General features: G+C 48.9%; 23 protein-coding genes and 4 tRNA genes. 11 read left to right on the top strand and 16 right to left on the bottom strand.

What is annotated here, in order from left to right; genetic code table 11:
- Nucleotides 1-85 precede the first annotated feature (85 nt).
- Nucleotides 86-616 (top strand): hypothetical protein, encoded by a 531-nt coding sequence (locus H579_RS0122340; RefSeq protein WP_028302506.1) that lies wholly within the window; start codon nt 86-88, stop codon nt 614-616.
- A 131-nt stretch (nt 617-747) separates the two neighbouring features.
- Here H579_RS0122340 and radA read toward each other — a convergent pair whose 3' ends face one another.
- A complete protein-coding gene (radA, locus tag H579_RS0122345) occupies nt 748-2124 on the bottom strand; it encodes a DNA repair protein RadA (protein WP_028302507.1) in 1377 nt (458 codons plus the stop codon).
- A 197-nt stretch (nt 2125-2321) separates the two neighbouring features.
- Between radA and H579_RS0122350 the strand changes: the two genes are divergently transcribed.
- Nucleotides 2322-3593, top strand: coding sequence for an O-acetylhomoserine aminocarboxypropyltransferase/cysteine synthase family protein (locus tag H579_RS0122350; protein ID WP_028302508.1), 1272 nt, complete (start codon nt 2322-2324; stop codon nt 3591-3593).
- Nucleotides 3594-3775: 182 nt separating this feature from the next.
- The gene (locus tag H579_RS0122355) at nt 3776-4366 is read left to right on the top strand and encodes a peroxidase-related enzyme (protein WP_028302509.1); all 591 of its coding nucleotides are present in this window, start codon (nt 3776-3778) and stop codon (nt 4364-4366) included.
- Between the two features lie 249 nt (nt 4367-4615).
- Here H579_RS0122355 and H579_RS0122360 read toward each other — a convergent pair whose 3' ends face one another.
- Nucleotides 4616-4975 carry a hypothetical protein gene (locus H579_RS0122360; protein WP_028302510.1) on the bottom strand — a complete coding sequence of 120 codons (360 nt, stop codon included), beginning with the start codon at nt 4973-4975 and terminating at the stop codon, nt 4616-4618.
- Between the two features lie 197 nt (nt 4976-5172).
- A complete protein-coding gene (gene hemE, locus H579_RS0122365) occupies nt 5173-6237 on the bottom strand; it encodes a uroporphyrinogen decarboxylase (protein WP_028302511.1) in 1065 nt (354 codons plus the stop codon).
- A gap of 279 nt (nt 6238-6516) precedes the next feature.
- Here hemE and ribA point away from each other — a divergent pair, with 279 nt between their 5' ends.
- Nucleotides 6517-7158, top strand: a complete 642-nt coding sequence (ribA, locus tag H579_RS0122370) for a GTP cyclohydrolase II (RefSeq protein WP_028302512.1) — start codon at nt 6517-6519, stop codon at nt 7156-7158.
- 117 nt (nt 7159-7275) lie between these two features.
- Here ribA and H579_RS29255 read toward each other — a convergent pair whose 3' ends face one another.
- The 4 genes from H579_RS29255 to H579_RS0122390 form a co-directional block, all read right to left on the bottom strand.
- A complete protein-coding gene (locus tag H579_RS29255; RefSeq protein ID WP_051228225.1) occupies nt 7276-7689 on the bottom strand; it encodes a cupin domain-containing protein in 414 nt (137 codons plus the stop codon).
- 164 nt (nt 7690-7853) lie between these two features.
- Nucleotides 7854-9809 carry a 1-deoxy-D-xylulose-5-phosphate synthase gene (gene dxs / locus H579_RS0122380; protein WP_028302513.1) on the bottom strand — a complete coding sequence of 652 codons (1956 nt, stop codon included), beginning with the start codon at nt 9807-9809 and terminating at the stop codon, nt 7854-7856.
- 22 nt (nt 9810-9831) lie between these two features.
- Nucleotides 9832-10707, bottom strand: coding sequence for a (2E,6E)-farnesyl diphosphate synthase (ispA, locus tag H579_RS0122385; protein ID WP_028302514.1), 876 nt, complete (start codon nt 10705-10707; stop codon nt 9832-9834).
- A gap of 11 nt (nt 10708-10718) precedes the next feature.
- A complete protein-coding gene (locus H579_RS0122390; protein ID WP_028302515.1) occupies nt 10719-10961 on the bottom strand; it encodes an exodeoxyribonuclease VII small subunit in 243 nt (80 codons plus the stop codon).
- Nucleotides 10962-11289: 328 nt separating this feature from the next.
- On the opposite strand from H579_RS0122390, the gene pomA reads away from it, so the two are divergent.
- A complete protein-coding gene (pomA, locus tag H579_RS0122395) occupies nt 11290-12066 on the top strand; it encodes a flagellar motor protein PomA (RefSeq protein WP_028302516.1) in 777 nt (258 codons plus the stop codon).
- A gap of 130 nt (nt 12067-12196) precedes the next feature.
- Nucleotides 12197-13120, top strand: a complete 924-nt coding sequence (locus H579_RS0122400) for a flagellar motor protein MotB (protein WP_028302517.1) — start codon at nt 12197-12199, stop codon at nt 13118-13120.
- A gap of 232 nt (nt 13121-13352) precedes the next feature.
- Here H579_RS0122400 and H579_RS28280 read toward each other — a convergent pair whose 3' ends face one another.
- The 9 genes from H579_RS28280 to H579_RS28285 all read right to left on the bottom strand — a co-directional run bounded on the left by H579_RS28280 (nt 13353) and on the right by H579_RS28285 (nt 20121).
- Nucleotides 13353-14912, bottom strand: a complete 1560-nt coding sequence (locus tag H579_RS28280; protein ID WP_028302518.1) for a response regulator — start codon at nt 14910-14912, stop codon at nt 13353-13355.
- Nucleotides 14913-15065: 153 nt separating this feature from the next.
- A tRNA-Thr gene (locus H579_RS0122410) sits at nt 15066-15141 on the bottom strand.
- A gap of 42 nt (nt 15142-15183) precedes the next feature.
- Nucleotides 15184-15259, bottom strand: a tRNA-Thr gene (locus H579_RS0122415).
- 11 nt (nt 15260-15270) lie between these two features.
- Nucleotides 15271-15345, bottom strand: a tRNA-Gln gene (locus H579_RS0122420).
- A gap of 10 nt (nt 15346-15355) precedes the next feature.
- Nucleotides 15356-15431, bottom strand: a tRNA-Phe gene (locus H579_RS0122425).
- Nucleotides 15432-15523: 92 nt separating this feature from the next.
- Entirely contained in the window at nt 15524-15805 is a 282-nt protein-coding gene (locus H579_RS0122430) for an oxidative damage protection protein (RefSeq protein ID WP_028302519.1), read from the bottom strand.
- Nucleotides 15806-15891: 86 nt separating this feature from the next.
- The gene (mutY, locus tag H579_RS27180; RefSeq protein ID WP_245583350.1) at nt 15892-16962 is read right to left on the bottom strand and encodes an A/G-specific adenine glycosylase; all 1071 of its coding nucleotides are present in this window, start codon (nt 16960-16962) and stop codon (nt 15892-15894) included.
- A gap of 159 nt (nt 16963-17121) precedes the next feature.
- Complete coding sequence (locus H579_RS0122440) at nt 17122-19551, bottom strand: AsmA family protein (RefSeq protein WP_028302520.1); 2430 nt, start codon at nt 19549-19551, stop codon at nt 17122-17124.
- Between the two features lie 102 nt (nt 19552-19653).
- The gene (locus H579_RS28285; RefSeq protein WP_051228227.1) at nt 19654-20121 is read right to left on the bottom strand and encodes an acetyl-CoA sensor PanZ family protein; all 468 of its coding nucleotides are present in this window, start codon (nt 20119-20121) and stop codon (nt 19654-19656) included.
- Between the two features lie 220 nt (nt 20122-20341).
- Between H579_RS28285 and hisB the strand changes: the two genes are divergently transcribed.
- The 5 genes from hisB to H579_RS0122470 all read left to right on the top strand — a co-directional run bounded on the left by hisB (nt 20342) and on the right by H579_RS0122470 (nt 26068).
- Nucleotides 20342-20935 (top strand): imidazoleglycerol-phosphate dehydratase HisB, encoded by a 594-nt coding sequence (gene hisB, locus H579_RS0122450; RefSeq protein WP_028302521.1) that lies wholly within the window; start codon nt 20342-20344, stop codon nt 20933-20935.
- Between the two features lie 36 nt (nt 20936-20971).
- Nucleotides 20972-21631 (top strand): imidazole glycerol phosphate synthase subunit HisH, encoded by a 660-nt coding sequence (hisH, locus tag H579_RS0122455; protein ID WP_028302522.1) that lies wholly within the window; start codon nt 20972-20974, stop codon nt 21629-21631.
- Nucleotides 21632-21913: 282 nt separating this feature from the next.
- Nucleotides 21914-22687, top strand: coding sequence for an imidazole glycerol phosphate synthase subunit HisF (gene hisF / locus H579_RS0122460; RefSeq protein WP_028302523.1), 774 nt, complete (start codon nt 21914-21916; stop codon nt 22685-22687).
- A 329-nt stretch (nt 22688-23016) separates the two neighbouring features.
- Nucleotides 23017-25884 (top strand): intermembrane phospholipid transport protein YdbH family protein, encoded by a 2868-nt coding sequence (locus H579_RS0122465; RefSeq protein ID WP_028302524.1) that lies wholly within the window; start codon nt 23017-23019, stop codon nt 25882-25884.
- A gap of 1 nt (nt 25885) precedes the next feature.
- Nucleotides 25886-26068 carry a YnbE family lipoprotein gene (locus H579_RS0122470; protein WP_028302525.1) on the top strand — a complete coding sequence of 61 codons (183 nt, stop codon included), beginning with the start codon at nt 25886-25888 and terminating at the stop codon, nt 26066-26068.
- The last annotated feature ends 7 nt before the right edge of the window (nt 26069-26075 follow it).

The raw sequence follows: 26075 nt of genomic DNA on the forward strand, positions 1-26075 counted from the left end.
TTAATCAATAGTGGCAGAAATATCTGTCAATGTGTGCCAGTATATGTGAACTACTTCACAAAAAACTCACTTATGGGCTAAGACTATGAAGCGTGCGGCTGCCTTACTGTCTTTATTATTACCGTTGTCTATTAATGCTTTTGCAGTCTCTGGCGAGGGTTATATGGGAGTGTTTGGTGGTGCCATGATGGCTGAAGGCCTTGAGACCAATAAGGCTGATCCACGCATTGTGACGCTGGGGCGTAAGTTGAATTCCCGCGTGTCGCTGCAGTTGGAATACTCGGATGCAGAACGTTTTAAAACCCGGGTGAGCGATGGTTCAGGAGGTGAAACCCCCTCTGATGCAGAGTTTAAATCGACCGCTGCTTATATTGTGTTGACTCAGCCTGCAGGTAGCTTAATCGATATTAATCTGAAGTTTGGCTATGTGGATATTGATTACGACTTTAATGCGGATCTCTCCCATGAGCAGCGTGAGCGTTACAGCGATCAAAGCCAATCCATCGGTGGTGGTGTGACGCTGAAAGTCAGTAAGGGTATGGTGTTAAAAACGGAATACACCCAGCTGAAGGATGATGTCTATTACCTGACAGCAGGTGTTGAGGTGGCGTTGTAAGCCAGAGTCGTGTTGTGAGGCTTAGTCTTAACGAGCAAATCCCAGAATTGATGAAAAAAGGCTTTCTTTACGAAAGCCTTTTTGGGTTTAGGGCAGGAAAACCGTATTGATAGGGCGGGGAGCAGCCACCTTTATAGTGCATCCAGCGCTTCACTCAGTTTGGTCACGCCGACCACTTCCATGCCCGGTATCTGAGCTTTTGGCATATTGGCTTTCGGCACAATCGCGCGCTGGAAACCGTGCTTGGCCGCTTCCCGAATCCGTTCCTGGCCGCTGGGCACAGGGCGAATCTCACCGGATAACCCCACCTCGCCAAAGATCACCAGATTATGAGGCAGGGGCTGATTACGTAAACTGGAGACAACGGCCAGTAACAGCGCCAAATCCGCACTGGTTTCCAGCACTTTGACACCACCGACGACGTTCACAAACACATCCTGATCACCGGTAAACAGGCCACCGTGTTTATTCAATACCGCCAACAGCATGGCCAGACGGTTATTATCCAGACCGACACTGATACGACGGGGATTGGCTAGATGAGATTCATCCACCAAGGCCTGAATCTCGACCAGTAGTGGACGGGTGCCTTCCCACACCACCATCACCACGCTGCCTGGCGCTTCCTCCTCTTCACGACTCAGGAAGATAGAGCTGGGGTTTTTCACTTCGCGCAGGCCGGTTTCCAGCATGGCAAACACGCCTAGCTCATTGACCGCACCAAAACGATTTTTCTGACCGCGCAGGGTACGGAAGCGACTGTCTTCTGAGCCTTCCAGAAGCAGGGAGGCATCAATCATATGCTCCAGCACCTTAGGACCGGCCAGAGAGCCATCTTTGGTCACATGACCTACCAGCAGCAGTACAGTGCCGGTTTGTTTGGCAAAGCGGGTCAGGGCTGCGGCACATTCCCGAACCTGGCTGACACTACCCGGTGCGGATTGAATATCATCCAGCTGCATCACCTGAATGGAATCCACCACCATCACCTTGGGTTTTATCTGCTCTGCGGTGGCGATAATGGATTCCACATTGGTTTCCGGTAGCATCTTCAGGCCCTGAGGGGGCAGGCCCAGGCGCTGGGCTCGCATCGCTACCTGCTGTAGGGATTCCTCACCGGTGATATAGAGCGCAGTCATCTGTTGCGCCAGCTGACACAGCACCTGTAATAGCAGGGTAGATTTACCGGCCCCTGGGTGACCACCGATCAAAATAGCGGAACCCGGTACCATGCCACCGCCCAGCACTCGATCAAACTCTCCGATGGTACTGGTAAAGCGGGGCAGTTCCTGCAGATTAATCTCGGATAGATCCTGAATCTGACCATCGGCGGCTCCGGCATAACCTGCCCGTCCTGTTGCTGATGAGCTGCTGCTACGACTGCTGGCCGAACCCAGGCGCACCTCTTGTACGGTATTCCAGGCTCCGCAGTGACTGCATTGTCCCTGCCACTTTTTATAGTCGGCACCACAATCGATACAGACAAAGGCGGTTTTGGCTTTGGCCATGGTTTGCTTCCAGTAGAAAAACGAAAGCTTAAGGATATGGATAAATATACATCTCTGGCAAGGTTGACGTTGAGGTAAATTCACTATTGCAGCGTGGGGCGTTCTGTATCATGCTGGACCACGGCTAACGGAGTCGTATGGGCCAGCTCCCATACGAGGATAATTAAAAAAAGATTGGACTGTTTAGAGAGGGTTGCATGAAACCGGAAACGATTGCCCTACACCATGGTTATACCGCGGACAACCAGAATTCAGTGGCGGTGCCTATCCACCAGACCACCTCCTTTTCCTTTGATGATGCCCAGCATGCGGCGGACCTGTTTGACCTGAAGGTTCAGGGCAACATCTACTCCCGTATTATGAACCCAACCTGTGATGTGCTGGAGCAGCGCGTTGCGGCACTGGAAGGTGGTATTGCAGCCCTGGCGGTCAGTTCAGGCATGGCGGCGATCACTTATACCATCCAGACACTGGCTTCTACGGGTGACAATATTGTTTCCATCAGTGAGTTGTATGGCGGGACCTACAACCTGTTCGCGCACACGCTGCCACGTCAGGGTATCGAGGTACGCTTTGCCGATAAAGACGATTTCGACAAGATCGAAAGTCTGATCGATGCCAATACCAAGGCGGTATTCTGTGAATCCATCGGTAACCCATCCGGCAGTGTGGTGGATATCGCTAAGCTGGCTGAAATTGCTCACAAACACGGTGTGCCGGTTGTGGTAGATAACACTGTGGCGACGCCTTTCCTGTGTAAGCCTTTTGAGCTGGGTGCGGATATTGTCATTCACTCTGCGACGAAGTATATCGGTGGTCACGGTACAACAATTGGCGGTGTGATTGTGGATTCCGGTAAGTTCCCTTGGGCGGACAACGCTGAGCGTTTCCCGCTGTTGAACGAGCCGGATGTATCTTATCACGGCGTAAACTACGCACAGGATGTAGGTGAGGCCGCCTTTATCGTTCGTGCCCGAGTAGTGCCGCTGCGTAATATGGGGGCGGCTCTGTCGGCTCAAAGTGCCTGGAACCTGCTGCAAGGTCTGGAAACACTGGCGCTGCGTATCGAGCGCATCTGCGAAAACACCCAGAAGGTGGCGGAATTTCTGGAAGGTCACGAGCAAGTGAGCTGGGTGAAATACGCAGGCCTTGCAAGCCATAAAGATAATGCACTGGCAAAAGAGTATATGGGCGGTAAGGCCTCAGGTATTCTGAGCTTTGGCATCAAAGGTGGCCGTGAAGCGGGGGCTAAGTTCTATGATGCCCTTCAACTGGTGCTGCGTCTGGTTAATATTGGCGATGCCAAGAGCTGTTCTGCGATTCCTGCTGCGACCACTCACCGTCAGTTAAATGATGAAGAGCTACTGGCTGCGGGAGTGAGTGCCGATATGGTTCGCCTGTCGATCGGTATTGAGCATATTGATGATCTGCTGGCAGACCTTGATCAGGCATTAGATGCCGCGAAATAGCAGGGTCAAACTGGATTGATAAAACGGGGACTTACTTAAGTCCCCGTTTTTATTTGTCTGAAAACATTAATCGAAAGGCGGCGCTGACTTATAAGTCATCTTATGCCCTTGTTTATTCAGCGTCTGCTAATTATTCTATTTGTCATACAAATAGAATAATTGCGGTTTTGTAGGAGTATGTTATGAGTCAGTTAATCAGTCGTTTCCCTGTGCCTGAGACCATTGAAAACCTGCCAGATGATTTGAAGGGGCGTATCCTGACGGTACAGGAGAAAGCCGGTTTTATTCCCAATGTATTCCTGATGCTGGCTCACCGGCCTCTGGAGGCCCGCGCCTTCTTTGATTACCACGATGCTTTGATGGAACGTGAATCCGATACATTAACACCCTCTGAGAAAGAGATGATTGTGGTGGCTACCAGTGCCCGGAATCAGTGTTTGTACTGTGTCGTGGCTCATGGTGCGATTCTGCGTATCTACAGTAAAAAGCCAACTATTGCTGATCAGGTGGCTATCAATCATAAAACAGCCGATATCAGTGAGCGTGAACGCGTAATGCTGGATTTTGCCATGTATATCTCACAGGATGTAGGCGAACTGAACAGTGAATGGGAAGAGAAGCTAAAAGCGGTCGGTTTTACTCAGGAAGATATCTGGGATATTGGCTCGATTACGGCTTTCTTTGGTTTGTCGAATCGTTTGGTTAGTTTGACGAATACACCGCCCAATGAGGAATTCTACCTAATGGGACGGATGCCTAAAGACAAAGCCTAGGTGAGCCTGCTCTGTGTACGTTTTATCATCTTTCGCGGAAAACCCCGTACTTTTAGTGCGGGGAGGATGTCAAGATTTAGGGCTTTGATGGTTGCAATATTGTGCTAACTGCTCCCATGATTCCGCTGGATCAGTGGGAGTGGTTGGTTCAAATTTTTACCAGCCTCCAGCCTCCAGCCTCCAGCCTCCAGCCTCCAGCCTCCAGCCTCCAGCCTCCAGCCTCCAGCCTCCAGCCTCCAGCCTCCAGCCTTAGGCTGTCGCCTTAAACATAATTACACCGATAAACAGCATCAGTAACATGGTGGATATCATCCAGAAGCCAAACAGGCGATCCAGACGACGGGTGAGGGTGTCGGTGCGCTGGCTCAATTTCCATGCGCGTTCATTCAGCTGAGTGGTTTGCTCAGAGCGGACATCGTCAAGGCTTTGGCGTAAGCGTTTCTGCTTATCGCCCAGTTCGGTTACCAGTTCTTTTAAATGTCGGTTTTCTTCTTCAAGGCGTACTAATCGTTCCCGTGTTTCCAGCTGTTGAGCGATAGAAAATGATTCTGTATCGATTACTCGGGTGTCTGTCAGGTTTTCTTTGGTGTCCGGCTGGATATCACTCATAACAACCTCCCTGCCAACATGGCTGATGATCTGCTAGTAGTGTACTTTCACTGAGAAGAGGGAGCGAAAGACGACGCGCTTAACACTTGGTTTGTTGCTTACAGCATAGCGTTAAATAGCAGCGTCGTCTTTAGACAAATCAAAGGATATGATTTGTAAAGGTGTTTGCTTGTGTCAGGTATTGCTTGTACCTGGTACTACTTGTGATAGCGGGCACTGAGCTCGTGTACCGCATCAACAAATACCTTGGCATGCTCTGGGTTAGCAAACTGGTTGATGCCGTGACCCAGGTTAAATACATGGCCACTGCCATAACCGTAGCTGTCCAGAATACGGCCCACTTCGGCTTTAATACCCGCAGGAGATCCAAACAGTACATTCGGGTCCATATTGCCCTGCAGAGCCACACGGCCCTTAGTACGGGCGCGTACGCTGCCCAGTTCAGTGGTCCAGTCCAGACCCACCGCATCGGCACCGGCTGCAGCGATATGCTCAATCCACTGACCGCCGTTTTTGGTGAATAGAATCACAGGTACTTTACGGCCTTCATGTTCGCGGATCAGGCCGTGTACGATCTGCTCCATATACTTCAGAGAGAACTCCATATAGGCCGGAGTGCTCAGTGCGCCACCCCAGGTATCAAAGATCTGTACCGCCTGAGCACCGCTCTTGATCTGTGCATTCAGGTAGCTGGTGACAGACTCGGCCAGTTTTTCCAGTAGTTGGTGCAGCATATCCGGCTGGCTGTACAGCATGCCTTTGATATGACGGAACTCTTTGCTGGAACCGCCTTCGACCATATAAGTCGCCAGGGTCCACGGGCTGCCGGAGAAACCGATCAGAGGCACGCGCCCATTCAGTTCCTTGCGAATGGTTTTTACCGCATTCATCACGTAACCCAGGTCTTTATCTGGATCAGGGATCGGCAGAGCGTCAACGTCGGCCTGGGTGCGTACCACTTTTTTGAATTTAGGGCCTTCGCCGGTTTCGAAGTACAGGCCCAGATCCATGGCATCCGGAATGGTCAGGATATCGGAGAACAGAATCGCCGCATCCAGATCAAAACGCTCCAGTGGCTGGATTGTTACTTCACAGGCCAGATCCGCATTCATGCACAGATCCATAAAGCTGCCCGCTTCGGCGCGTGTGGCTTTGTATTCTGGCAGATAGCGGCCCGCCTGGCGCATCATCCATACTGGGGTTACATCTACAGGCTGGCGCATCAGGGCGCGCAGAAAGCGGTCATTTTTCAGTTCTGTCATGATCTCTAAACCGGGTCAGTCAAATTAAGGGCTTGGGCTGTTATCGTGAGGCTGGTCTGTCTACCAGCGTGTTCAGCAGGCGTTAGACCTCGTAACAGCCAACAAATTGCCTGTATTGTACCGGAGAGTGCCGCTGCCGATAAAATAAAAGTCACATTATATCGTCTTAGTGAATAGTTTTTTTCTATGTAAATAACTATTTAGCAGCGTCTTAAATGATGACATTATGGTCTTCGCTGTTAGAATAGTTGCCCTCTTGATTTCCGGCAGAGGTGAATCGTGTCCGTAAAGTTTGTTGCATCATCCCGTTTGCCCACGCCATGGGGTGTTTTTACCATGTATGGTTTTGAAGATCCTGAGACAGGAAAAGACCATGTGGCGCTGACCATGGGGGATGTGGCCAGCGGTGAACCTGTGCTTGCCCGAGTACATTCCGAATGTCTGACTGGCGATGCTCTGTTCAGTATGCGTTGTGACTGTGGTTACCAGCTGCAGGAAGCGCTGAAGCGTATTGCCGAAGAAGGTCGTGGCGTCTTGTTATACCTGCGTCAGGAAGGCCGTGGCATTGGTCTGTTAAATAAAATTCGTGCGTATCACCTGCAGGATGCTGGGGCAGACACGGTAGAGGCCAATGAGCAATTGGGCTTTGGTGCTGATATGCGTGAGTACACCATGTGTCAGCCGATGCTGAATCATGTCGGTGTGACGTCGGTGCGTCTGATGACCAATAACCCGCGTAAGGTCAAAGCCCTGAGCAACTATGGTGTTGAAGTGGCCGAACGCGTGGCGATCCAAACCGGCATGAACCCGCACAATGAAGATTACCTGGCGACAAAAGCCGGTAAACTGGGTCATATGATGGATCTGGATGGTTTTACTCAGGCGGCGGATGTGGATATCAATCGCACTAAGCCTGAATAGAAGCACTGTTCTCTTGCGTTAATCTATTCGACGTTTCTCTATGCGCAGGCGCTATTTAAGACTTTTTCTGGCTTAAGTTTTAAAAAGTGCCTGCGCATTGATCTACTCAATACTGCTTCAGTTAAGCATTACACGATCTTTGCCCAGAAACTCAGGGGCTTGCACGGACAGTACCTTCAATGGCTTATCCGACGTTACGGTAACCGCATGAGGGGTACCCTCCGGGATTCTGATGTAATCACCCTTCGAAATCACCATGGTTTTATCGCCTATGCGGAAATCTCCCTGTCCCTCCAGTACGTATAGTGTTTCCGTGTGGTAGTTATGTTTGTGCAGTGGAACTTTCTTCTTCACGAAAATCACAAAATCTGTCGAATGAGCATCAGTAGACAGCTTTACTACGTGGATATTCTTCAGATCGGCCGGTGCCTGGATTTTACTGACATCCTGTTGTTCGGCAAAAGCCTGACCGGATAACAGTGCAGAAGTGACGGCTACAGCCGCTGATAGGTGTTTAAGATAAGTTTTCAACAGTGTATCTCCTTTTACAGTGTCGGGATGGTGTGAGTCACTGATGGTGCTACACCCGATTCCCAATGAAAGGAGATGGTATATCCGCTTGGCAATTATCACATTGAGCTGATAAAGCTGCTTATTCGGAGGTCCATCTCCTGAATTAATCCTTTGTGTTTCTGTTACTGTCCCAACTTGGCCAGATAATCCTGAATGCTTTGCTCGATACCTTCGGCATCCAGCCCGCATTCGGCCAGCAGTTGCTGATGACTGCCCTGATCGACCCAGCGATCCGGCAGTCCCAGATTCAGTACGGGTTTGATCAGTGCATTTTGCATCAAGAGTTCGTTAATACCGCTACCGGCACCACCGGCGATGGCATTCTCTTCTATGGTAACCAGCAGATCGTACTCTTTGGCCGCTTCAATAATAGCTTGTTGATCCAGTGGTTTAACAAAGCGCATATTCAACAGGCCGTAACCGAGCTTTTCAGCAACTTCCTGTGCAGGTGCCACCATGGAACCGAAGGCCATAATCATCACTTTTTGACCGGTTTGCTTTAGCTCGGCTTTACCAATGGGTAGTTCGGCCATCTGTTGCTGTATCTCAACACCGGGGCCTGTGCCACGGGGATAGCGTACTGCGGCAGGGCCAGAATACTGATAACCGGTGTAAAGCATCTGACGGGTTTCATTCTCATCGGATGGGGCCATAATCACCATATCCGGCACGCAACGCAGATAACTGAGGTCCAGCGTACCATGGTGAGTTGGGCCATCTTCACCCACCAGCCCTGCACGGTCGATGGCAAACAACACATCCAGATTTTGTACTGCCACATCGTGAATCAGCTGATCGTAACCCCGTTGCAGGAAGGTTGAGTAGATCGCCACGACGGGTTTCATGCCATCACAGGCCATACCTGCTGCCAGAGTTACCGCGTGCTGTTCCGCAATGGCGACATCAAAGTAACGTTCCGGGTAGTCTTTGGAGAATTGAATCAGATCTGAACCTTCGCGCATGGCAGGGGTGATGCCGATCAGGCGTTCATCCTGCGCGGCCATATCGCATAGCCATTGACCAAAGACGTTGGAATACTTAGGTCTGCTCTTTTTCTTCGCTGGAGTTGGAGCCGGTTTTGCATCCTGAGCGTTGTCTTTGCTCTCTTGAGATATCTTCCCGGGCTTGGACTCTTTCTCCAGTTTGGTAATGGCGTGATAACCAATGGGGTCGGCTTCTGCTGGCGCAAAGCGTTTGCCCTTTTTGGTGATCACATGCAGGAACTGAGGACCGCTCAGATCCTTAATATTATTCAGTGTAGTGACCAGAGAGTGGATATCGTGACCATCGATAGGGCCAATATAGTGGAAGCCCATCTCCTCAAACAGAGTGCTGGGGGACACCATACCTTTAAAGTGTTCTTCGGTTTTACGGGCCAGTTCCCAGGCTTTAGGCAGTTTGGACAGCACTTTTTTGCTGCCTTCACGCATCCGGGTATAGGCTTGGCTGGACAGTATCTTAGCCAGATAGGTGGCAAAACCGCCGACGTTCTCTGAAATCGACATCTCGTTGTCGTTCAGAATGACCAGCATGTTGGCATCCACATGAGCGGCGTGAGATAGCGCTTCAAAAGCCATGCCTGCTGTCATTGCACCATCACCGATAATGGCGGCAACATGGCGTTTCAGGTTTTGCTCGCGGGCAGCAACAGCCATCCCCAGAGCCGCACTGATTGAGGTGCTGGAGTGGCCTACACCAAAGGTGTCAAACTCGGATTCGCCGCGTTTAGGGAAAGCGGCAATACCGTCATATTGGCGGATGGTGGTCATTTGCTCACGACGACCCGTGAGGATCTTATGGGGGTAGGCTTGGTGGCCTACGTCCCATACCAGGCGATCATCCGGGGTGTTAAACACATAATGCAGGGCGACAGTCAGTTCAACGACGCCCAGTCCGGCACCAAAGTGCCCACCGGTTTGGCCCACGCTGTAAAGCAGATATTCACGCAGTTCATTGGCCAGCTGAGGCAGCTGCTCCTCCTCCAGCTGGCGCATGTCCGCCGGTAGCTGAACCTGATCCAGCAGTGGTGTTTCAGGGCGTGAGACAGGTATTTCTTGGTACAGCGTATATTCAGACATAGGCGATTATCGTATCCGGGCACTAGTGATCACGTTCAATCACATAGCGGGCCAGCTCTCTTAACAGATCAGCTTCAGGGCCAAAGTCATTCAGGGATTGTTCGGCATTTTCTACCAGTAAGCGGGCTTTTTCTTTTGCCTGCTCTAATCCCAGAAGAGAAACATAGGTCGGTTTATTCAGCGCGATATCTGCGCCCTGTTGTTTGCCGAGAGTCTCGGTGTCACTTTCCACATCCAGAATGTCATCCTGAACCTGGAAGGCCAGTCCCAGTGCTTCCGCATACTGAGTTAATGCATTCAATTGTTGTGAATCAGCACCACCAGCTATAGCTCCCATACGGACACTGGCGCGTATCAGAGCACCGGTTTTATGACGATGCATATTCTCCAGCTCTGCCAGAGACAGGCTCTTGCCTACCGATGCCAGGTCAATCATCTGGCCCGCCACCATACCCAGGCTACCGCTGGCTTGTACCAGCTCCTGCAGTAACTGTAGCTGGCCTGGCTGATTCTTGGCATCCGTCAGTGCCGCAAAGGCAGAGGTCTGAAGGGCATCTCCGGCCAGAATCGCAGTGGCTTCATCATATTGGATATGACAGGTCGGCTTACCTCTGCGCAAATTGTCGTCATCCATAGCCGGCAGATCATCATGGATCAGAGAATAAGCATGAATCATTTCCACAGCTGCAGCGGGTGCATCACAGTATTGCGCAGGACAGTTTAGTGCCTGGCCTGCGGCATATACCAGTACGGGACGAATACGCTTGCCGCCATTAAATATGCTGTAACGCATGGCTGTTAACAGTTGTTCTGACGAGGAGTGTGTATCAGACAACAAAAGATTCAGTTGCTGATCCGAGCGCTCAATAAGCGGCTGAAGTTTCTGTTTGATTGCCACGGTCTGTATTTTTATTCCGTATGGGTGTTTCCGGCCACAGGCTGTTGTTTCAATGCGCCGTTATCTTCCAGTAGCTGGCTGACTTTCTGCTCGGCGGACTGCAGTCGGTTCTGGCAGTCTCTGATCAGGCGTATGCCATTCTCAAAGGCCTTCAGTGACTCTTCCAGAGAGAGATCACCACTTTCAAGCTGGGTTACCAGGCTTTCCAGTTCGGTCATTTTACCGGCAAAATCTTTTGCTTTGGTAGTGGCCATAGATATCTCCGAAAATAAACCGGGAGACGTTACCGGAGAAAGGGTAGAGGTTCAATAGTTAAAACAGATAAAGCGAGCGTAAAAAGTGAACTCTTTGTAAATCATCTGCTTAACAGAGGGTTTTTTTGTCAATCTTAATCTCTAACTCTGTTCTATGATGTAAACAAGCGCTAAAGTAGCGTATGAAACCCATTCAACCCATGCGGAAAAGTCGCTATTATACGTGTTGAAATAAAAATATCGCATAATGTTACATAAGTGGTGAAACAGTTGTCACTGCTTATGTAAAATAGTGCGTCGTGGATTTAAGGAACCAAGGAGTTCTAGAGTGGATATCGCAACCCTGCTTGGTATTATCGGAGCGATCGGTATTGTAGCTATGGCTATGGTGCTTGGTGGTGACCCGCTGATCTTCATTAACCCGCCTTCTCTGCTGATTGTAATCGGTGGCTCCATGTTTGTTGTGCTGTCAAAGTTCAGCCTGGGACAGTTTTTAGGTGCTATTAAAGTAGCGGCCAAAGCCTTTGCTTTTAAGCTGGAATCACCAGAAGAAATCATCGGTGTTCTGGTTGATGTGGCTCAGGTCGCCCGTAAAGGTGGTTTGCTGGCGTTGGAAGAGAAAGAGGTTGATAATAAATTCTTGAAAAATGGTATGCAGCTGCTGGTAGATGGTCAGGACCGTGAAGTGGTGCGTACCATGCTCAGTAAAGACCGTGCGATGACTCTGGAGCGTCACAAATGGGGGGCTAAAGTGTTCAGCGCTCTGGGTGATGTAGGTCCTGCGATGGGTATGATAGGAACGTTGATCGGTCTGGTACAGATGCTGTCCAATATGGATGATCCTAAATCGATTGGTCCTGCGATGGCGGTAGCGCTTTTGACAACGCTATATGGTGCGATGTTGGCAACTATGATCTGTCTGCCTATCGCCGATAAGCTTGACCTGCGTATGACAGAAGAAGCCCGTATTCAATCGATTATTATTGATGCTCTGCTGGCGATTCAGGCGGGCCAGAATCCTCGTGTAATTGAAGATATGTTGCGTACCTACTTGCCTGCCGGCACCCGGGATGATGCAAGTTTTGATCAGCCAGCGGCCGGGTGACGTTGATAAGACTATTTATGGATGGGCCAGAGTATCGCTCTGGCTCTGTCATTTAGGTACAGGGTTGTATAGATCGGTAAGTCCTTCAAGTTGATCCCCCCTGTTGAGTGATTTGTTATAGGAGCAGTTTATGTCCGATGAAGCAGAAGAGTGCGAATGCCCCGCAGGGATACCTGCCTGGGTAATGACCTTTGCTGACTTGATGTCGCTGCTGATGTGTTTCTTCGTGCTTCTGTTGTCTTTTTCTGAGATGGACATCATTAAATTTAAGCGTCTGGCAGGTGAAATGAGAAATGCTTATGGTGTTCAGAAGCAGGTGCGTGTAGAAGCTGTGCCCATGGGTACCAGTATCATTATGCAAAACTACACACCGGGTAAACCTGAGCCAAACCCTTTGGAGATGATTCAGCAAAAATCTACGGAGCAGGAACCCAATTTACGCACGGAAAGTGTAAATACAGTGACTGAGAAGGAGCAGCAGACAGAAGCAGATGCAGAGGCGATTGCTCGTATTCTGAAAGAAGAGATTGAAGAAGGTAAGATTCAGGTTGAAAGTCGGCGCCGTAACATCATTATTCGTGTAGAAGAGAAAGGCTCTTTCTCTCCGGGTAGCGCTGTGTTATCAGAGCAGTTCGAACTGATAATGGATAAGATTCGTAAGGCACTGGCTGCAACGCCGGGTAAGATTACGATTGAAGGCCATACCGACGATATTCCGATTAATACTGAGCGTTTTCGTTCAAACTGGGATCTGTCCTCTGCTCGTGCGGCATCGGTCGCTTATGAGTTGGAACTCGATGATCTGGTTACGCCCGACCGTATGAAGGTTATAGGATATGCGGATACCAAGCCTATTGTGCCTAATGAGAACCGTGAGAACCGGGCAAAAAACCGTCGGGTAGAAATTATCGTCGACCAGGGTGAAAGCGAAGAAAATGATGCGATTAGCTTCCTGGATAAAGAAAATAAAGACGCCGTTGAGAAAGGTGAAACCGAGATCAATATGGAAATTGAAGAGCGGGTCTTTGAGCTGAAACCTGATGAGGTGTTCTAGATTGTTTTAATTGAGTCTGGAATCTGATCATATCTTATATTGTTGCTTAATAGAGAGCCTGGGTGGTTTGGCTGCCCGGGCTTTTTTATATCTGTTCTCTTGCAAACCGTGATGGTGTCTATGGCTTTTCAGGGTTGTGCTGCGAGCAGGGGCGGTAGAGATAATTTCGGTGTCGCCCAATGTTGCGCTGATAAAGGGCGGGTAATGCAAGGAGGTGGATATCGTCTGCGTTTTATATTACTTGTCTAAAGCCAGAGGAAATAGGTGATAGTCTGGTAGTGGTAGTATTGCCATTTTCAATCAGGCTTACTGGAGGTTCGTAGGGGAGTTCAATGCTAAAGGTGCTGCCCTTATTGACTTCACTTTGCACGCGAATTTTGCCGGCAAGCAATTGAATCAGGCGCAGGCAAATGGATAGGCCGAGGCCATTGCCCTCAATGTTGTATTTGTCAGTGTGTGCTCGGGTAAAGGGATCAAACAAGCTATCCAGGCGGTCCGGTGGTATGCCAACGCCGGTATCGCATATATCAATGCATATCTTATCGGCCTGAGGTGTGATGTTGATATTAAGCTGACCATTGGGTTTATTGTATTTGATTCCGTTGCTGATCAGATTGATCAAAATCTGCTTCAGGCGATGAGGGTCGGTTAGTATCTTGTCACTGTTGGGTTCGGATAGCTCGGATAGGGTTAGCATAATGTTTTGTTTGTCAGCCAGGCTTTGTAGCATGCTGCAGGTATCAGAGGCTAGTTGATGTACGTTTACTGGGCCTAGGTGTAATTCAATATTGCCGGATTCAATATGGCTCAGATCCAGTACTTCGTTGATCAGGTGTAGCAAATGGCCGCTGGCATGATCAATCTCATCAATACAGTCTCGCTGTTCCTCATTCAGTCCATCATCGGTGGCGAGTAATTGGCTAAAGCCTATGATGGCATTAAGCGGGGTTCGAAGTTCATGGCTGATGCGGGACAGGAAGTAAGATTTTGCTTCGTTTGCTCTTTGGGCTTCAATGCGGGCCTTCTCCGTCTGGTTGAACTGATCCTGTAGCTTAAGGCTGTTGCGTATACGAAGTAATAGTTCTTCGTGATCAATGGGCTTCAGGAGAAAGTCATTGGCCCCTGATTTGATCATGCGTGCAGCAATGCTTTTTTCGTTAAATGCTGAGATGGAGATAATGGGCAGGCTGTTTGCGTCTCGAATTTTGCGAATTCTGGGGATCAGTTGGCTGCCATCTAAATCAGGTAAGATATAGTCGATCAATGTCAGAGTGATATCTGTCTGTTCTTTGATGATATCGATCGCTTCAGAGGCAGTGTTGCAGGTAGATACCCGGTAGTTCTGACTGGAGAGTAAGCGATGAGCAAAGCCGCAAAAAGCAGGGGAGTCATCAATAATCAGGATTTTGTGCCGGTTGTTGTCTTTGAGTTGATCGATCAGGCCTGCAACGTCTGAGAAGCAGTTTACGTCTTTGGGGAAATAATCGACGATATTAAGCTGAAGGGCTCTTTCTCTGTCTGAATCGGTTGCAGTGGATGTCAGTACAATAACGGGGATATTATGCCTGAGTGTATCCTTGATCAGTTCACCGCGAGTGGCATCAGGAAGTTCATAACCGCTTACCACAACAAGCCAGTCCTGGCTGTGTTCAATGTAATAATTGGCTTCGGCTCGGCTGCTGGCTGTGAGAATTTCAGCTTCAAAATTACACTTGGCCTGAATCGCTTCTCTGAGAATATTCAGAAAAAATGGTGAGTTATCAACCAGTAGGATTCGATTGGATTGAGCCATAGCCAGGTGCGCAGCCGTCAAGGAGTCGTTGGGTTTTATAGTTTATGTAATGAATATAGGCTTTAAAAGCATTTATTGCTCAGCTTTGAAAAGCTTAGGGTGTCGTTGTTGTGATAAGTAATAAAACAAGGTGAGGATTGCATCGGGGAGATGTGGTGCCGGCACCAGGAATTGAACCCGGGACCTACTGATTACAAGTCAGTTGCTCTACCTACTGAGCTATACCGGCAGGATATTCTGCAATTTAAAGCAAGGGGTGACGCAAGAGAAATGGTGCCGGCACCAGGAGTTGAACCCGGGACCTACTGATTACAAGTCAGTTGCTCTACCGACTGAGCTATACCGGCCCATTAAGAGATGGCTGGGGTACCAGGATTCGAACCTGGGAATGCCGATACCAAAAACCGGTGCCTTACCGCTTGGCGATACCCCAACATCTTAAATGGTGCCCGGAGACAGAATCGAACTGCCGACACGGGGATTTTCAATCCCCTGCTCTACCGACTGAGCTATCCGGGCGACGGGGCGTATTAAACAATAAGGCCGGTTTTCCGTCAACATTTTTTTTAAAAAAAATTAAGTTTTTTTCAAAACAATTCAGCAGCTTATTGTTAGCTCGCGTTTTCTGGTGGTACGTAACCCTCTACAGGCTCCAGATCATCCGCATTTGCGAAAAACTTCTCCATTTCCGCGCTTAAGAAAGCCCGGGCTTCCGGGCTCATCATATTCAGGCGTTTCTCATTGATCAGCATGGTTTGATATTTTTGCCACTCCTGCCAGGCCTGTTTCGATACGCTGGATACAATCTCCTGACCCTTAGCGCCAGGAAAAGGAGGAAAGTCGAGTGCTTCCATCTCTTTTTGATATTTTTTGCAAAATACGCTGTTGCTCATTGTGATGCCCTTAATGTTATTGGTCTTGTCATTTTTCCCGCAGCGAGTACAAGTATGGCTCTGCGGGTTTTGATTTGTACCGTGCGTTAAAAAAGTTGATTTAAAAACTGATCGGAGTGTAGCAGTTTATGTATGGGGCCTGGCAAACCGATCTCATCCGGTTGATTGGGGTTGTACCAGCAGCTCTGTCCGTCCTGGAGCAGATTGATATCCGTTAAGGTGTTTTGATAGATCTCCGCTTGCAGGGTGAAGTGCGAGAATTGATGGGTTAGCTTGCCGTGCAGCAGATAGTCTTCAGGTTGTTCGTGTGGAAACAGCTGCTGGAGCCGTTCTTTTTCTGGCAGACTCCATAATCCTCCCCAAATGCCTGTGGCCGGTCTCTGTTCCAGAAAGATTTCACCCTGTTTATTTTGCAGGATATAAAGCTTTACGCTGCGGACAGGGCGTTCCTTTTTCGGCTTTGGTGCCGGGAAGTCATGCTGACTGGCAGTGCGCTTGGCAGCGCAGAAAGGCTCTAAGGGGCATTGATCACAGAGCGGGTTTCTGCGGGTGCAGACAATCGCTCCGAGATCCATCACTGCCTGGGTATAATCTGCACAGCGAGTTTCAGGCGTATAGTGTTCTGCCAGCTGCCAAAGCTGTTTCTGAACACGAGTTGTGCCGGGCCAGCCCGGTATGCAATGTAAGCGAGCCAGAAAGCGTTTTACATTACCGTCCAGAATCGGTGCATAGCGGTTCTGGGATATAGATAGGATAGCCCCAGCGGTGGAGCGCCCAATGCCTGGCAGGTCGGCTAAGGCATCCACTTCGGCTGGAAACTTCCCTTGATACTGTTCACACACCCTTTGCGCGCATTTATGCAGATTGCGAGCCCGAGCGTAATAGCCTAATCCGGTCCATAGGTGCAGCACTTCGTCAATATCAGCGGCGGCCAGGTCTTCGACTTTAGGAAAGCGCTCAGTGAAGCGTTCAAAGTAGGGAATGACAGTGGCAACCTGGGTCTGTTGCAGCATCACCTCGGATAACCAGACCCGATAAGCGCTGCGTTCAAACTGCCAAGGCAGGTTTTTACGCCCGTGTTGATCAAACCAGCTTAAAATCGCTGAAGAGATCTGTTCTGAAGGATAAAATTGCAGGTTTGCGTTATCAGTATTCACAGTCTTTATAAGGTTTTTATGGGTGATAAAAAAGGCCAGTCTGATACGACTGGCCTTTTGTTTTACGTCTTGTTTTGCATTTTAGAGAGTCACGTAACTTAAATAGTTTGTGCAGCAGTAAAGACGCATGAGTGCTGTTATTGTGCGTTGAAAGCGGCCTTAGTTAAAGAGTCCTTTAAAGGCTTTCTCCAGCTCTTTTTTGGCTTTGTCTTCCAGCTTTTGCTCAGCCTTTTCTGTTTCCTCTTTTAGCTTGGCTTTCAGCTTGGCTTCCTCTTTTTTCAAGGCTGCTTTGGCTTCTGCTTCGGCAATATTGGCTAAAGAATCACCAATAGAGGAAGCATCCAGACCACAGCTCATATCAAAAGGTTCGCCATAGTGGCCTTTACAGGCGACGGGCCAGCGTACGGATTTCAGATTTTTATCCACGATACAGATCTTATCGTGCGCATCGGTAATCTGAGCGCCCAGATTATAGTCAAACAAGCTCTTAGGCAGGTTCACAGTACCAAACCCCGTCATTTTGATGCCGGGAATGGCCACCGTCATATTCTCATTATTGCCGACACCCTGAGTGAAACGCATATTGCCTGAGATTGAGGAGAACTGAGTGTCTGCAGGCCAGGTCTCAAGTTGAGCTTTCCCACTTAAGGCGTCGCATAGCTCCCGTGAAATATTTACTCCCAGAAATGCGCCATTCAGAATATTAAAGTTCGCATCGCCATTCAGATTGGCCAGGATAGTACTCATCCGGTTAGTCTGTGTGGTCATATCGGCTTTAAAGTGCGCGGCCCCGGCCATCTGGCTAAACTCCGCTGCTGTTGTGAGCAGTGGGTTAAGCTGAATGCCATCAGTACGGTTACTGAACTGCATCTGAATCGGTGTTTTATTCAGGTTTAACTGCGCCGTATTTTTGATCTTACCTTTATACAGCTCTGCATTGGCAGCTTTTAGCTTGATCAGACCTTTGTTGGCATCCAGATCCAGCAGGATATTGCTGATAGGGTGTTTTTTTACCACCAGATTGCCCACAGTGATCTTAGCTTTTGCCTGCAGCGGTTTTAAAGCATCCACAGGAATCAGGTCGCTTTCTTCTGTAGAAGGGGGTTGAGGAGTGGGTTGGTCTGTTTTTTCCGTTTCAGGAGCCTCTGAAACGGGAGGTAGATAACGGTCCAGATCAATTTGATCCAGGTTCAGGGTGGCAAACATCGCTTGGGTATTCAGATTGATACCCGTTTGACCGGTCAACAGGCTTTGATCCGCTGCCAGTTGGATATCTTGCAAGCTGGCGACGTTATTGTTTAGCGACAAGTTGGTGGTAAGAGCGAAATGATTCAAAACACTGTTGTCTGCCATCTCGGGCAACTGAATATTTAACCGTTGCAGCAACTCTTTCGGGCTAAAGGATGTGATTTGCAGTTGCCCAGTCGCCTTAGGGTTATCTAATAGCTGTTTGATTGTGGCTTGTACGCCGATATTAATCTCTGCCAAGCTGATTTGGGTGTTGTTCAAGACAGCTTGTTGCTTCTGTAAATCAGCACTGGCGCTTGAACTGAGCTGTAGGTTGAGCGGCTGGTCACCGGTTAGCTGAGATTTTACGCTGCCATTGGCGATCAGTTTGCTGAGTTGATAAATCTGCTGGTTAAGATTTAGCGCTGCATCGGCTTGCAGGGTCATATCAATCTGAGCGTTATCATTCTCTGCCAGTGGATAACTGAGACCGTTCAGTGTAATGCCCAGGTCGGAAACCTGAATATCACCACTTTGCATCTGTGCCTTGATATTACTTTGTAACTGCACATTAAATGGCTCTGGACTCACCAGTGGTGTTTGCGCATTCAGGTCTAACTGAAGCTGCTCCAATTGATAGATCTGTTGTGCCAGATTGAGGTAAACCTGACTACTCAGTTGAAGCTTTGCGTTCAAATCGGGGTTTGAACTACTGATCTCGGTGCTCAGTGTGACAGGAAAAGCCTGGCCTAAAGTAATACGGTCGCTATGCAGGTCCAGCTGTTTGATCTGAGCCGATAGGTTTTGACTGTGATCGGTATAGTTCAGCCGGGTATTGGTGATATCGATGCCTGCGACTGCTAGCGCAAATGCTGGCGGTGCTGAACCGTCTGTATCTTGTGGTGTTTCGGTTTGTGGTGTTGATTGGTCCTGAGTCGATTTCTGTGGATCAGCAGGGGCAGGAATAAAGGCCTGCCAGTTACCCCGGCCATTTTTATCCACTTCCAGATCGGCGTATAGACCATCCAGAACGATACGATCTACTTCTACGTTGCCACTCAATAGCGGCATAAGCTTCAGTTTTACACCGGCTTGGTTGACTTCAGCAAAGGGCTGCTGAGCATCTCTGTTATCAGGGTGAAGTACTTTTACGCCTTCGATACTGGCACCAAGCCAGGGAAATACAGTGACTTCAATATCACCATTCAGCTGCAAAGGCACACCGGCCTTTTCCGCTTGCTCAATAATCAGCGGTTTATAGCTATTAGCATCAAAAAACTGGGTCAGATAGACTATCACCAGTGCCAAAATAGCGATCAGGCCTATCAATATATAAGCCAGAGGTTTTAACAGAGTTCGCACAGCAATCCCTTCCTTGCTTGATGTTCTTGCTTAGCTCTTTATTGTCTCAGTGCTTGTGCTGAATACCAGGCTGGCATAGAGCCAAAAAAGAGCGGCTGAAAGCTAGGCTGATGTAGTCAGCTGATAATAGTCATCTTGCTCGTTTAACTGATAGCCCATCCGTTGCAAAATAATATGATCCGGAGCTACCAGATCCTGTTTGGCGGCAATCAGGTTTTGTTGTTGCTCTTTGCCTTTTAGCGCAATCAACTCCAGTAAACGGCTGCCGACACGGCGGCGGCGGGTGACCTTGCGTACACAGAAGTGAGACAGCGACCAGACATTATCTTGCTGCCCAATCACAACAGCACCAATCAGGCGTTCATTAAACAATGCACAATAAAAACTATAGGTCGGATTATCCAATATAGCCTGGACAAACTGCGCAGGAAGCAGTGGTGACTCCTGATGTTGATCCAGAGCAGCCGGCAGTTTAAGACGCTCTGGTTGAGCATCCTGATAAATCTTTTCCAGTTGTTCAATCAGGGCTGGATCTGACGTTTCAGCAACCACTTGCAGCAATACGGGCATAACAATCTCCAAAACATAGGCACAAATATACGTTTTATCTGTGCTAACTGGTGTTGCATTGTAGCGGATAGACACCAGTATTCTCTATAATTCCCCTTTCAATTTGATAATAGCCATCGAAACAAACGCATTTCGATCTCCTCTATCCGTGATTAGAGTATATCGACAGTGACCCGCTGAGCCATTTGTTTCGGTGCTTAAGCATCCTCCGGAGATCATAATGGCGGAGCGTACCGCAAGCGTAGAGCGTAACACCCTGGAGACCCAGATTAAGGTTTCCGTGAATCTTGATGGCACAGGTCAACTGAATATTGATACTGGCGTGCCTTTTCTTGAGCATATGATCGACCAGATTGCCCGTCATGGCCTGATCGATATGGACATTGTTGCCAAAGGTGACAACCATATTGATGATCACCATACCGTAGAAGATCTGGGCATTACCCTGGGTCAGGCATTTGCCAAAGCCGTAGGCGATAAAAAAGGCATGACCCGTTATGGTCATGCCTATGTGCCTCTGGATGAAGCCCTGTCTCGTGTCGTGATCGACTTCTCCGGTCGTCCGGGCCTGTTTATGGATGTGGAGTACACCCGTGCCAGTATCGGTAGATTTGATACCCAACTGTTTTCAGAATTCTTCCATGGCTTTGTTAATCACGCCGGTGTAACCATGCATATTGATAACCTGAAGGGTTACAACGCGCACCATCAGGCGGAAACCATCTTTAAAGCCTTTGGTCGTGCCCTGCGCATGGCGCTGGCGGAAGATCCTCGTATGGCCGGTATGATGCCATCGACCAAAGGCAGCCTGTAAGGCTGTCTCTGACACTGTGTAATACAGGACAAAGCAATGAAAACAATTGCAGTAATTGACTACGGTATGGGCAATCTGCACTCCGTATCCAAAGCGCTGGAGCACGTGGCCAACGATCAGCAGGTGATCGTGACTTCTGACCCGGAAGTGATCCGCAATGCTGAACACGTAGTACTGCCGGGTGTGGGCGCGATCCGCGACTGTATGGCTGAAATCCGTCGTTTAGGCGTTGATAAAGTCGTACAGGAAAATATCGCTTCCGGTAAACCTTTCCTGGGCATCTGTGTTGGTTATCAGGCACTGATGCAGGACAGTGAAGAGAACGGTGGTGTGGATTGCCTGGGTCAGTTTGATGGCCATGTCCGCTTCTTTGGTGAATCTCTGGTGGATGAAGCCGGTGAGAAACTGAAAGTACCTCACATGGGTTGGAACAAAGTCAAACAGACCCGCAGCCATCCTCTGTGGCAAGGCATTGAAGACGATGCCCGCTTCTATTTTGTGCATAGCTACTATGTTGAAGCCGGTCAGAGTGATCAGGTGATTGGCGAAACGGTTTATGGCAAAACCTGCCATGTGGCTCTGGCACACGATAACGTGGTTGCCGTGCAGTTCCACCCTGAGAAAAGTCACCATGCCGGTTTGCAGCTGCTGAAGAACTTTGCCGAATGGGATGGAAAGTTGGATGGCAAGCTGTAAGCACTGATATCAAGTGACAATAGCGCAAGTTGAGTAAGCTGAAGGTTCTGTAGAAAATTAGTCAGGCCTAAAGCAAGCGCAAAAACATGTGCCTATGGGCCAGCACTGACTTTACCGGGTCAGACAGATTCATCCCTGAATCTATCTCTGACCCACCGCCATCCCTGGCGGTTACCGGTAAAGTCAGTACTGTCCCAGGCCGAGAATTCATCTGAACTGCAGCACTAGTATTGTGAGTATATTGTGAGTCATGCAGGTCATTGAGAGTAGCAGGAGCCTGAGATGGCACTGGCAAAACGTATTATTCCATGTCTGGATGTGGATAAAGGTCGCGTGGTAAAAGGCGTGAACTTTGTTGATATCCGTGATGCCGGTAACCCGGTTGAGGTTGCCAAACGTTATAACGAACAGGGTGCGGATGAGATCACCTTCCTGGATATCACCGCCAGTAATGAAGACCGTGAAACCACGGTGCATATGGTGGAAGAGATCGCCAGCGAGGTATTTATCCCGCTGACAGTAGGTGGCGGTATTCGCACCTGTGAAGATATTCGTCGCATGTTGAATGCGGGCGCGGATAAAGTGGGTATCAACACCGCAGCAGTATTTAACCCGGATTTTGTGCGTGAAGCCGCAGAGCGCTTTGGTAGCCAATGTATCGTGGTGGCTATTGATTGCAAGCGTGTTAGCGAAGAAGGTGAGCCGGGTCGTTGGGAGATTTTTACCCACGGTGGCCGTAAACCAACGGGTCTTGATGCCGTTGAGTGGGCAGTAAAAATGACCGAATACGGTGCCGGTGAGATCCTGCTGACCAGCATGGATCGTGATGGCACTAAAAACGGCTTTGACCTGGAAGTGACCCGTGCCATCAGTGATGCGGTTCAGGTTCCGGTGATTGCCTCTGGTGGTGTGGGTAACCTGCAGCATCTGGCTGACGGTGTCACTCAAGGCCATGCAGATGCGGTGCTGGCTGCGAGTATCTTCCACTTTGGTGAGTACACCGTACCCGAAGCGAAGGCCTTTATGGCAGCTCAAGGTATTGAGATGCGTCTGTAACGACTTGATTTAAAGAGAAGCTTACAGAACTGACAGAATTCGGTAGAGAATACTCTGTTATCAAGAAAACCTCCTGCGGGAGGTTTTCTTGTTTTTATGGTCTGAGTGAGCAGTGATTTAAATTAGCGGTAGACTGAATTAGATAACCGATCTGATTTATGGCAAGTTATACCAAACCAGATAAGTTGTTGTCGGTCGAAAAAGCCGCAAGGCGCCTTCCGACAATCATCTGTGTCGGATGGCGCTGCGCTTATCCAAGCTCGGATATCAATAGACTTATTGGGAATGGTATTACTGAGTTTCAATTGTGTCGTAAAAAGGAAGTAGAGATGCGTTTTGGCCGAATATTGCTGATTAGTTTATTGGTGATTGTTTCTCTACCTTTTGTGCTCTGGTTTAGTCGTGATGTCTGGCTATTACCTACTGCTCAGAGGCTGCTTACGTATATACAAGTGGAGCAGAACCTGGCGGAGAAAGGGGTGCCTGAGATCTATCTGCGTGAGCTGGAACTCCGCTTCCCAACACATATCCGCAAGTTGTCTGTGAGTATTGCCGGTGTTGGTGATATCTCATTGGATTCTGTGCGTTACCAAGCTAAAGCTCAGGCTGTACTGATTCAGAGTCTTGAACTGAAAGGTGACTTCTTAGCTCTGGCGGCAAGTCAGGCTCAAGAGGATAGCGACAGCTCTGAGTCAATTGATCCCTTCTTACAGCTAAAGGGGTTGCAGCGCAGTTTAGAACAGTTAGAGAAACCGCTGTTAGATTTAAGAGGGCAGCTAAATCACTGGTCCCAACAGTTAGGTATCATTCTGTTTACTGTTGAGCAGATCCAAATTGCCGACAATAGCCAACCCCAATTACCGCTGATTTTTAATGCAACGTTCAAGCAGGTTGAGGCAGGGATTGATAAACAGTCATCTGTTGAGCAAAAAAGTGGATATAAACAGGGTTGGGCGCTGGTAAGTGAGTTTAAGCAGCCTGTTCAGGCACGGCTGAATGTCGCTCTGGAAGAGAAACTCACTGTTGATCTGCAAATAACACCCGATGAGCTGCCTGAGCCAGTGTTAGATTTGATCTCCGACTGGTTAGAAGTATCACCGCTTCAGGCTTATCCGATAAGTCAGACTCTAGTGCAGCAGGATTTTTGGCAACAAACAGCACTAAGCTGGAACGCTGAACTGGATTGGGCTGGACAGGGTTCTGAGGCGAAAGAGGGGGCGCCTTTGTTAACGGGGGCGTTCAGTCTGGCCCTGCCGAAGCGTTGGTTACCGCTCAAAGAGAGCTGTCAGATCTTTATGTCGCCTATCAAGGCTATGGATAACAAGGATGTTCAGGCCAAACCTGAAACCTTTCATCTTACGTATCAGCTGACCCGCCCTCAGTCTGGCAAGTCTGGCTTACGGCTTAGCCCTGAACTGCCGGGAATAAAATACCGAGGAGACTGTCTCAATACTTGGCTGAAAGCAGAGCAGAAAGTGTTTGCTAACAGGGACGGTAGCGCAAAGTTGGTATCCACCCACTGGTTACTGAATCTGGATAAGAGGTCTGTAAGTGCTGGCTCTTTGACTGCGAAGGCCGATTTTTCACCGATGGTGTGTAAAAAGCAGATTTCAGAAAGTGGTCATGTAAAGAGAGACCCTGTCTCAGGGGGGGCTCAAAGCTGCCAGGGGCAGCCCGTAAAACCAAAACAGCTTACTGTGAAGCTTAAGCAATTTAGCTGGCGGCATGACAATAGCGTTGCCCAGGTTGATATCAATACGGCGCTTAAGGGGAGTTATCATCTTGGGTCAGCGCCTGGAACCGGTTTACCTGCACAAAACCTGTTGTTAGAGCTCTCTCTTTCGGGGCAACTGAGGTCTGATCTGAAAGAGGTCAGCTTTAGTGGCTTTGGAGAAAAGGCGCTGGGTTTAAAGCTGGCTCAGTTGATATTGCCAGGTGACCGAGAAGTATCAGGCAGTGAGTTATATCTGAAGCCCAAGGCAACGTTTAATCTCTCCACAGGAAATTGGCAGCTTAAAGGCCCCTGGCGTTGGCAAGGAACAGTACAGGACCCGCTGTTAAAACAGGCTGAGGCATTGGCGTTTAATGGTTTGTTAACAGCAGATACTAAAAAACAATCGGTAACGATGAAGAGTCAGCAGGATTGGCTACCTGTGACGCTGGCATTGAACCATCGTCTGTCGGGATCGGCTTCAGCTGGCGTTCAGGTTCAGGGTTTACAATCTGCTCAGCTGGACTTTTCACTGGATAGCCGCGAGCCCTTTTCGCTGCTTGGTGTGGCTAATAAGCTTGTATTGCCAAAAGTGTTGGAGCTTAAGGGCGGGCAGGTTGCGTTTAGCTTTAAAGGTTCGGGGCAGAGTGATAAGAAGACGCAAGGCAAGCATAACAGTAAAATAAGTGAGCAGAGTGGGCCCTTTGATCACTTAGGTGTACAGGGGCAGGTGGATATTCAGCAGTTGGCTGCAGCATACCAAGGCTTTCAGCTGAGAGGGCTTTCTGCAGCTTTACCGATATCAGCGAATCTTGGCTCGGAAGGGATAAACGCTAAACTTCAGCCAACCAGAGTTAATATTCCTTATGCCTTCACCGGTGTCGAATTGACCGATATTCAGTTTGGTCTATCCGGTGGTTTTGGCTTTGAGGGGCTTTATGGTGAGGTTTCTCAGCTAACGGGTTATCTGTTTGACGGCAGCTTGGCGCTGGATCAATTGAATTATCCACTGAGAGGACAGACCAGTCAGTTAGTGCTGAATAGCCTGGATCTTCAACAATTAGTCGATTTGGATGAGTCTCAGCAGATCTCGATTACAGGACGGGTATCAGGGCAAATGCCGTTGATATTTTTTGATGATAGTGTCGAGGTCCAGAAAGGCCGGGTGTATGCCGATGTGCCGGGAGAGATCAACCTTAGCCAGAATCAGGCCTGGCAAGCGATGTTATTGCAAAATGAAGCCTTGTCAGCAAGCCTGAGGCACTTGAATTATCTACATTACTCCTTAATGGAGGGTGAACTGGATATGGCCCGGCAAGGTCAATTAAGTATGAAGATAAAGGTTCAGGGAGAGAATAGGGCAGAGCGTCAACCGGTAAATCTGAACTTTACTAGCGAACAGAATATTTTTACGCTGCTAAAAGCGTTAAGGTTAAGCGAACAGATCAGCCGTACGCTGGATCAGTCGATACAAAGGAAATATTAATATGCACAGATTACTTATCGGCATACTGGCTCTGGGCTGGTTAACTGCCTGTACGCCAAAAATTGAAGTGGCGGCTAAGGAGCCGATTACGATTAACCTGAATGTCAAAATTGACCATGAGATCCGGGTTAAAGTGGACAAAGAACTGGATGATCTGTTCAGTGAAGATAGTGACCTGTTTTAAGGAGCAA

This window comes from Oceanospirillum beijerinckii DSM 7166 (assembly GCF_000422425.1).
Classification (GTDB): Bacteria; Pseudomonadota; Gammaproteobacteria; order Pseudomonadales; family Halomonadaceae; genus Oceanospirillum; species Oceanospirillum beijerinckii.

Coding starts and splice junctions, on each gene's coding strand:
- H579_RS0122340 (WP_028302506.1), top strand. CDS start 86: ATGAAGCGTGCGGCTGCCTTACTGTCTTTATTATTACCGTTGTCTATT.
- radA (WP_028302507.1), bottom strand. CDS start 2,124: ATGGCCAAAGCCAAAACCGCCTTTGTCTGTATCGATTGTGGTGCCGAC.
- H579_RS0122350 (WP_028302508.1), top strand. CDS start 2,322: ATGAAACCGGAAACGATTGCCCTACACCATGGTTATACCGCGGACAAC.
- H579_RS0122355 (WP_028302509.1), top strand. CDS start 3,776: ATGAGTCAGTTAATCAGTCGTTTCCCTGTGCCTGAGACCATTGAAAAC.
- H579_RS0122360 (WP_028302510.1), bottom strand. CDS start 4,975: ATGAGTGATATCCAGCCGGACACCAAAGAAAACCTGACAGACACCCGA.
- hemE (WP_028302511.1), bottom strand. CDS start 6,237: ATGACAGAACTGAAAAATGACCGCTTTCTGCGCGCCCTGATGCGCCAG.
- dxs (WP_028302513.1), bottom strand. CDS start 9,809: ATGTCTGAATATACGCTGTACCAAGAAATACCTGTCTCACGCCCTGAA.
- H579_RS0122390 (WP_028302515.1), bottom strand. CDS start 10,961: ATGGCCACTACCAAAGCAAAAGATTTTGCCGGTAAAATGACCGAACTG.
- H579_RS0122400 (WP_028302517.1), top strand. CDS start 12,197: ATGTCCGATGAAGCAGAAGAGTGCGAATGCCCCGCAGGGATACCTGCC.
- H579_RS28280 (WP_028302518.1), bottom strand. CDS start 14,912: ATGGCTCAATCCAATCGAATCCTACTGGTTGATAACTCACCATTTTTT.
- H579_RS0122430 (WP_028302519.1), bottom strand. CDS start 15,805: ATGAGCAACAGCGTATTTTGCAAAAAATATCAAAAAGAGATGGAAGCA.
- H579_RS28285 (WP_051228227.1), bottom strand. CDS start 20,121: ATGCCCGTATTGCTGCAAGTGGTTGCTGAAACGTCAGATCCAGCCCTG.
- hisB (WP_028302521.1), top strand. CDS start 20,342: ATGGCGGAGCGTACCGCAAGCGTAGAGCGTAACACCCTGGAGACCCAG.
- hisH (WP_028302522.1), top strand. CDS start 20,972: ATGAAAACAATTGCAGTAATTGACTACGGTATGGGCAATCTGCACTCC.
- hisF (WP_028302523.1), top strand. CDS start 21,914: ATGGCACTGGCAAAACGTATTATTCCATGTCTGGATGTGGATAAAGGT.
- H579_RS0122465 (WP_028302524.1), top strand. CDS start 23,017: ATGCGTTTTGGCCGAATATTGCTGATTAGTTTATTGGTGATTGTTTCT.
- H579_RS0122470 (WP_028302525.1), top strand. CDS start 25,886: ATGCACAGATTACTTATCGGCATACTGGCTCTGGGCTGGTTAACTGCC.